Annotated in this window: 7 protein-coding genes; all 7 read right to left on the minus strand. The window is 70.7% G+C overall.

Annotated elements, in window-relative coordinates:
• Positions 1-5 precede the first annotated feature (5 nt).
• Entirely contained in the window at positions 6-692 is a 687-nt protein-coding gene (locus AC060L_RS20670; RefSeq protein WP_483800294.1) for an HAD family hydrolase, read from the minus strand.
• Positions 693-700: 8 nt separating this feature from the next.
• Complete coding sequence (locus AC060L_RS20675) at positions 701-1,804, minus strand: ABC transporter ATP-binding protein (RefSeq protein ID WP_483800295.1); 1,104 nt, start codon at positions 1,802-1,804, stop codon at positions 701-703.
• Between the two features lie 187 nt (positions 1,805-1,991).
• The gene (locus AC060L_RS20680) at positions 1,992-2,804 is read right to left on the minus strand and encodes an ABC transporter permease (protein ID WP_483800310.1); all 813 of its coding nucleotides are present in this window, start codon (positions 2,802-2,804) and stop codon (positions 1,992-1,994) included.
• 14 nt (positions 2,805-2,818) lie between these two features.
• On the minus strand, positions 2,819-3,811 hold the full coding sequence (locus AC060L_RS20685; protein ID WP_483800296.1) for an ABC transporter permease: 993 nt from the start codon (positions 3,809-3,811) through the stop codon (positions 2,819-2,821).
• Between the two features lie 8 nt (positions 3,812-3,819).
• Entirely contained in the window at positions 3,820-4,980 is a 1,161-nt protein-coding gene (locus AC060L_RS20690; RefSeq protein WP_483800297.1) for an ABC transporter substrate-binding protein, read from the minus strand.
• Between the two features lie 168 nt (positions 4,981-5,148).
• A complete protein-coding gene (locus AC060L_RS20695) occupies positions 5,149-6,000 on the minus strand; it encodes an IS5 family transposase (protein WP_483799146.1) in 852 nt (283 codons plus the stop codon).
• Positions 6,001-6,047: 47 nt separating this feature from the next.
• The gene (locus AC060L_RS20700) at positions 6,048-7,079 is read right to left on the minus strand and encodes a DUF2786 domain-containing protein (RefSeq protein WP_483799145.1); all 1,032 of its coding nucleotides are present in this window, start codon (positions 7,077-7,079) and stop codon (positions 6,048-6,050) included.
• Between the last annotated feature and the right edge of the window lie 487 nt (positions 7,080-7,566).

Genomic DNA, 7,566 nt, shown 5'->3' on the forward strand with positions numbered 1-7,566 from the left:
GCGGACTATTCTGCGGTCCCTGCCGAGCCGCGCGCCGCCAGCCTGGCCAGCAGCTCGACGTCGGCCTCGACCAGGCTCTCCAGCAGCCGGATCCGCGGTGCGGCCGGCAGCGGCGCGTCCGAGGACGGCACCGCCAGCACCGCGCAGCCCGCGGCCGCGGCGGAGGCGACGCCGGTCGGGGTGTCCTCCACCGCGACGCAGTCCGCCGGGTCCAGCCCCAGATGGGCGGCCGCGGCCAGGTACGGGTCGGGGGCGGGCTTGGTCAGCACGGTGTCCTCGGCGGCCACGGTGACCGTGAACCACTCGGTGCCCAGCGTGCGCAGCACCAGGTCGACCACCTGCCGCGGCGAGGCGGAGACCAGCGCCGTCGGCACGGCGGCCTCGCGCAGCGCGCCGAGCAGCGCGAGCGCGCCGGGCCGCGGCACCACCGAGCCGGCGACCCGGGTGATGAACGCCGTGTTCAGCGCGGCGCCGATGGCGCTCTCGCCGCTGGACGCGGCTCCGGCGGTGCGGTGCAGGTGCGCCGCCGTGTGCTCGACCGCGCGGCCGAGCACCTCGGGGACGTCGGCCTCGCCGAGGGTGAGCCCGAGCGAGCCGGCGACCTCCTCGGTCGCCTCCCACCACAGGTGCTCGGTGTCGACCAGGGTGCCGTCCATGTCGAACAGGACGGCGGAGGGGAGCAGTGCGGTCATGGTGTTGATCACTGCCCCGAACCGGTGGCGCGCACGTCCACCAGGACGGGACGGTCCGGCAGGGTGATCGTGGCGGTGCCGCCGATCGGGAGCTGCGCGGCCTGCTCGGTGGGCAGGTCGGACTTGACCTCGGTGCCGTCGCCCAAGCGCACGGTCAGCCGGGTGACCGCACCCAGGAAGCTGGCGCCGGTGACCACGGCCGGGCCGCCGGCGGCCGGCGCGAGGCCGACGTTCTCCGGGCGGACCAGCACCTCCAGCTCGCCGGTCGCGGGCAGCGTGCCGTCCACCGCGTGGCGGCGGCCGAGCACCTCGACGCCGTCGCCCGAACGGACCGCCGGGATGCGGCTCATGGTGCCGACGAACTCGGCGACGAACGCCGTCGCGGGGCGCGCGTACAGCTCGGACGGCGTGGCGCACTGCTCCAGCCGGCCGGCCCGCAGCACGGCGACCCGGTCGGCCATCGACAGCGCCTCCTCCTGGTCGTGCGTGACGAACAGCGTGGTGATGCCCAGCTCCTGCTGCAGCCGGCGGATCTCCTCGCGCAGGTTGAGGCGGACCTTGGCGTCCAGCGCCGAGAGCGGCTCGTCGAGCAGCAGCACCCGCGGCTGGAGCGCGAGCGCGCGGGCCAGCGCGATCCGCTGCTGCTGGCCGCCGGACATCTGGTGCGGGTAGTGCGCGGCGCGCTGCGGCAGGCCGACCAGCTCCAGCAGCTCCTGCGCCTTGGCGCGCCGTTCGGCCTTGCCCAGGCCGCGCATCTTCAGGCCGAAGGAGACGTTGTCGAGCGCGGTCAGGTGCGGGAAGAGGCTGTACGACTGGAAGACCATGCCGGCGTCACGCTTGTGCGCGGGGATCCGGGTGACGTCCTCCCCATCGACCAGCACCTCGCCCGAGTCGTGGGTCTCGAAGCCCGCCAGGATCCGCAGGGCGGTCGTCTTGCCGCAGCCGGACGGGCCGAGCAGCGCGAGCAGCTCGCCCGGGTGGACCGTCAGGTCGAGCCCGTCCAGCGCGACCGTCGAGCCGAACGCCCGCCGCAGCGAGCGGAACTCGACGGTGGCACTGCCGGGGTGCAGCGGGACGCCGGTGGGGGGCGTGGCGAGCGAGGAGGTGGTCATGGCGGTGAACTCCTGGAGGAACTGGCGCGAGCGAGCCAAAGGGCGCGCCGGTGTCGCTGTGTTGGATCAGCGGCTCCGCCGCGGGGGCGAAGGGTCAAGCGAGCGAGGAACGAGGGAGCGCAGCGCCCGCCGACCGTCGACACCGGGTCAAAGCGCCCGGCGGCGAGCCGAGCTTGAAAAAAGGGGATCAGGACCGGGCCGTGCGGCTGTGCCGCTCGCGGCCGACGGCGGACATCAGCAGCAGGACGATCCAGACGATCAGCAGGCTCAGGATCGAGACCGCGACCGACATCTGGCCGTCGTTCTTGCCGTTGGCGTTGATCCACACCGAGAACGGCGTGAAGCCGAGGATCGAGGCCGTGGTGAACTCGCCGAGCACCAGCGCGACCGTGATCACGGCGGTGTTCAGCAGCGCGGTGCGCAGGTTGGGGACGACCACCGAGATGACGGCGCGCGGGAAGCCGGCGCCGCAGCTGCGGGCCGCCTCGACGAGCGTCTTGACGTCCACGCCGCGCAGGCCGCCGTCGATCACCCGGTAGGCGAACGGCAGGGCCATCAGCACGTAGGCGATCACCAGGACGATCGGGAAGCTCGGGTTCTGGATCGCCACCAGCGTCTGGAAGAACGGCGTGTTGTTCAGGTAGTCGGGACCCCAGCGGAGCACACCGATGATGCCGGTGGTGAGGGCGACGACCGGGACGACCAGCGGCAGCGAGCAGATGAACTCGATCAGCGGGGCGAGCCTGGGCGCGCCGAGCTTGACCGCGATCATCGCCGGCACCAGCAGGAGCAGCAGCACGGCGACGGTCACCACGGCCAGCTCCATGCTGAGCCGGAGGCTGTCCATGAAGCCGGGGGCGCTCAGCAGCGCGGTGTACGCGTGGAAGCTGATGCCCTTGGGGCTGTCGATGCTGAAGATCAGCGAGGCGATGAACGGGATGGCGAAGTAGAGACCGCCGACCAGCATCACCGAGCCGCGGCCGAGCCGAAGACGGGCCAGGGGGAATTGACGCTTTAGCTGCTGAGCCACTTGGCACTCCGGCGCTGGAGGGGCAGGTAGATCGCCATGACCACGCAGGCGACCACGATCATGTCGAGCCCGAGGGCGAGGGCGAGGTTGCCCTGGCCGACCAGCACGTTCCCCGACAGCGCGTCGGCGATCTGCATGCTGATCAGCGGCACCGAGCTGCCCACCATCGCGGCGGCCGTCGCGTACGCGGCGAACGCCGAGCCGAACAGCAGCACGTAGCCGCCGAGCAGCGAGGGGAGCAGGATCGGCAGCGCGACATGGCGCCAGTACTGGTACAGCGTGGCACCGTTGTTGGAGGCCGCCTCGCGCCACTGCACCCGCAGGCCCTCGAGGGCCGGGGTGATGGTGAGGATCATCAGCGGGACCAGGAAGTACAGGTACACCACGGTCAGGCCGGAGAAGGTGTACAAGCTCCAGCCGTGGCTGGTGAGCTTGAACTGCTTGGTGACCTCACCGGCGTTGCCGAGCGTGGCGACGAACATGAAGGCCAGCGGCACGCCGCCGAAGTTGGCCAGCACGCCGGAGCCGGACAGCACGGCCTCGCGCAGCAGGCGGAACCGCGAGGTGGCCACCGCCTGGGCGAGCGGCAGACCGAGCACGGTGCCGATCAGCGCGGTGATCGCGGAGAGCTTCACGCTGCCCCAGAGCGCGGTGAAGTACGCGCCCTGCAGCGAGTCGCCGAGGTTGGACATGGTGAAGCTGCCGCCGCCGTCGGGCGCGTCGCTCGACGTGGTGAAGGCACCGATCGCGATCGCGATGGCCGGCAGGCCGAAGCCGATCGCGAAGAAGACCAGCAGCGGGACGGTGGCCAGCCAGGCCCCGCCACGCGGGCGCCGCGAGCGCTTCGCGGCCGGACGGGCGGTCGCCGGGGGGACGGCGACGGGGGAGGTCAGCTCGGTGTTCACGGCCCCGGGGCCGCCGCTGAGCAGGTCAGCGGCGGCCGGGGACGGCACCGGGGTGGGAGCCGTGTCATTCATGGGGTTGATCAGCCGCCGATCGCCTTGGCCCAGTTCTCAGTCACGGTCTTCTTGGCCGCGTCGGTCTGAGCCTGGGTCGGGAAGGTGGTGAAGGGGGTGGTCACCGTCGGGAGCTTCGCCACGGCGGTGGCGTCCAGGGTGCCAGCGGTCTTCATCGAGTCGAACAGGGCCGGGGTGGCGTAGCCCTTGAGGAAGCCGTTCTGGCCGTCGGCGCTGTAGAGGAACTCCTCCCACAGGCGAGCGGCGGCCGGGTGCGGCGCCCACTTGTTGATGGCCTGGTTGTAGTACTGGGCGTAGGAGCCGTCCGACGGGATCGACACCTGCCAGTCGATGCCCTGGCCGGCGAACTTGTCGGTGTACGAGGCGTTCAGGTAGGACCAGTCGATCGTGATCGGGGTCTCACCCTTCTGGATCGTCGCCGGGGTGACCTCGACCGGGTTGAAGTTGCCGATCTGCTTCAGCTTGCCGAAGAAGTCGATGCCGGGCTGGATGTTGTCCAGCGAACCGCCGTTGGCCAGCGAGGCCGCGTAGACGGCGCCGAAGGCGGCACCGGCCTTGGTCGGGTTGCCGTTCAGGGCGATCATGCCCTTGTAGGCCGGGTTGGTCAGGTCGGCGAAGGTCTTCGGGCAGGGGTTGACCTTCTTCGCGTCACAACCGATCGACATGTAGCCGCCGTAGTCGTTGTACGCGTTGCCGTTCGGGTCCTTCATGGTGGCCGGGATCTGGTCGAAGCCGGCGACCTTGTAGGGGGCCAGGATGCCCTGGGCGGTGGCGCTCAGCGCGAAGGCGCTGCCCAGGTCGACCACGTCGGGGGCGCGGTCCTGGTCCTTGCGCGAGGTGATCGCGTTGATCTCGTCCTGGCTGGAACCGTCCGGGTTCTCGTCCTCGATCTTGATGCCGTACTTCGCGGTGAAGGCGTCCATCAGCGAGCCGTAGTTGGCCCAGTCACGGGGGAGGGTGATGACGTGCAGGTTCCCCTCCTTCTTGGCGGCCGCGACGAGCGCGTCCATGCCACCGACGGCGGCGGCGGAGGTGGCGGTCTTGGCGTCCTTGCCCCCGGCGCTGCCGGCCGTGGTGGACGAGCCGGCGGAGCCGCAGGCGGTGAGGGAGAGCGCGGCAGCGGTCAGCACGGCCGCGAAGGCGGCGGCACGAGCACGGCGAACGGTCACGGGAGAGTCTCCTGGATCGAGGTGCGTCAGGGTCGCACAGATGCAGCTGGGGGCTGCGAGGGGTTTTGGGGAGTCGAGATCAACTTGGACCGGAGCACTGCGATGCAACTTCGATCAAGTTGGTCAGCCAACTTCGTGCCGACGGCAGTAAGAGCGTCCGCCAGTAGGTCATCGGATGCGGGGGCTGTGGGGGCGTGTGTCCCAGCGGTGGGTGAACCATGCTCGTCGTATCAGGCTGCGGATGGTGACGATGGCCGTAGCCAGGGCGATGTAGAACTCGACGCACGCCCGGCGGCGCTCGGTGCAGCGGCGGAGCTTGCCGAAGTTGTTCAGCCACGAGTTCGTTCTCTCCACCACCCAGCGGCCGTCCGCCTGGATCGGGGTCTGCTGGCCGCGTTTGGCGATCCGCGGAGCGATCTGGCGTTCTGTCAGGTCCTCGTAGACGATGCGGTAGTCGTATCCGGCGTCCAGGCTGAGGCTGGGGTGCTCGGGCAGCGGGCCGAGTTCCTTGCCAAGGTCGCGGTACTGGTCGAGGGTCGTCGGAAGGAGCGTGTGGTCGCGGATGTTGGCCGGGGCCGGGTGAGTGACCAGCGGGATGCCGTAGGCCTCGGTCAACTGCGAGCGTTTGACGCCTTGTTTGGCACGGTCAACCGGGCTCCTGCCGGCGCATTCGCCTCCGGACGGTGCCTTGGTCTGGCAGCCGTCGGCAGCCAGATGCTCCAGCTCCAAGCCGACCATGCGGTCGTAAGCGGCCAGAGCCGCCAGGCGCAGGACCTCGCCCATCCCCAGGGCGATCCAGTGGTCCCGGCGGCGTCGGATCGTGGTGGCTGAGCAGGCCTGGTCCGCCACGCGCTCGTAGCCCATGCCGGACACCAGGACCAGGATGAGCCTGTCGAAGACCAGCGCGTCGGGGATGCGCGGGTTGTGGCAGCCCAGCGGGTGGTCGTCCCGGTGTTCCGGCAGCAGCGCGAGGAACTCCTTGCGCAGCGGATCCAGGATGCAGGCAGGAACGACAGGCACGAGCCCTCCCCGAACACGCGGACGTCACAGCGCCGCGCCCGGGCGGTTCAGCGCAGCGCGCCGGCCCTGGTGTGCAGTTCGGCCCGGTCGGCGGCGGCCGTGCCGTGGGCCCACCCCTCGCGGTCGTTGGCGTATGCCGAACCGTGACTGTACGACAGCTCGCCGAACAGCTCGTCCACCTGGTCGTCCACGGCTTCGGCCCGCGAGGCCAGCACCGGCAGCAGCCCTGCCGTCCGGCCGACTTTTCCGGCCGCCTTCACCGCCTGCTCGGCGACCCGCCCGAGCCGCTCCTCGATCCTGGCGGCGTAGGCCACCAGGAACGACTGCCTGAAGGACCGGGTGCGCGAGCTACCGTCCCCACGCTTGCGCGCGCCCGCCGCCTGCAGCGCCGCCTGGGCCTGGACCAGCAGCGAGGTGAACAGCAACTCGACCGCCTCCACATCGGAGGCGAAGCCGACCACCGTGGAGAACCCCAGGTTCCTCGACCACACCGTGCGACAGCGGTTCGCCTCCGCCACCGCCTGCAGCAGCACCACCTTCGGCTCCTCATACGGGGCATCCACCGCCACCCGCACCCCGCCCGGCGTCTGCCGCTCACCCCGCTCCACCGCCAGCAGCGCCATGTCGATGCTGTGCTGGGACATCAACTGCTGCGCCTTGGCCGTCAGCGCTTCCGCCTCCTCGGGGAAAGAGGTCGACTCGGCCTTCGCGAGCAGTGCCCGAATCTTGCCCAGCAGCGAAGACTCCACCCCGCCGGCCTCGACCATCCCAGCGCTGCCGGTCTCACAGGGCACCGGCATCAGCCGCGGCACCTCGGGAAGCCGGCTCAGCAGTTCGAACAGTTCAACGACGGCCCGTCCCAGCACCACCGGATCGCTCTTCTCCCGCGCGGCCGCACCGTCGACGTAGGCGTCGTCGTCACCCCACCACGCCGTAGCCGATGCCTCCGCAAGCTGCTCGGCCCAGCGATTGGGCAACCGCCTCGCCGGATACTCGCGGTGCTCCGCGGCGACCAGATCGGCGGCGATCCGCGCGTGCCGCACGGCCAGCTCCCGGCGTGCGACACGCACCACATCCATTGGCTGCCAGCCACGGTGCCACAGATCGTGCACCACCACTCCACCCACCTGGAGCACCGCACGGCCGATACCGCGCCGGGCGAACAGCGCAGCGGCTCGCTCAAGCGCCGCTGCGCGACGCCCGGCGTCTCCAGCCGGCACAGCACACAACCGTGCCATCGCCTCATCCAGGAGATCCGCGACAGTCCGCGCACCACCCGGCCGAGGAACGGGCCCGCCACTACCCAGGCAGAACGGATCACCGCACTCGCAGGAAGCGAACCCGAAAGCCGCCCCTTGCCCCGCCCCGCTCCGCCCTCTCGCGTCCCGCTGCTTCTTCTTGGCCCGCCGACGCTCCTGGTTGCGCTTACCCAACCCAGTTCCCCAAGCCCTCTATCGCTGTCCCACTGCCGATACCGAGCGTAGCGGCAAACCGGAGCACACCACCTGCCGACAACGGAACAGAGCACCAGCGCGAGCGATCACCGGACCTACTGGCGGACGCTCT

Source organism: Kitasatospora sp. NEAU-69 (genome assembly GCF_057158765.1).

Coding starts and splice junctions, on each gene's coding strand:
- AC060L_RS20700 (WP_483799145.1), bottom strand. CDS start 7,079: ATGGATGTGGTGCGTGTCGCACGCCGGGAGCTGGCCGTGCGGCACGCG.
- AC060L_RS20685 (WP_483800296.1), bottom strand. CDS start 3,811: ATGAATGACACGGCTCCCACCCCGGTGCCGTCCCCGGCCGCCGCTGAC.
- AC060L_RS20675 (WP_483800295.1), bottom strand. CDS start 1,804: ATGACCACCTCCTCGCTCGCCACGCCCCCCACCGGCGTCCCGCTGCAC.
- AC060L_RS20670 (WP_483800294.1), bottom strand. CDS start 692: ATGACCGCACTGCTCCCCTCCGCCGTCCTGTTCGACATGGACGGCACC.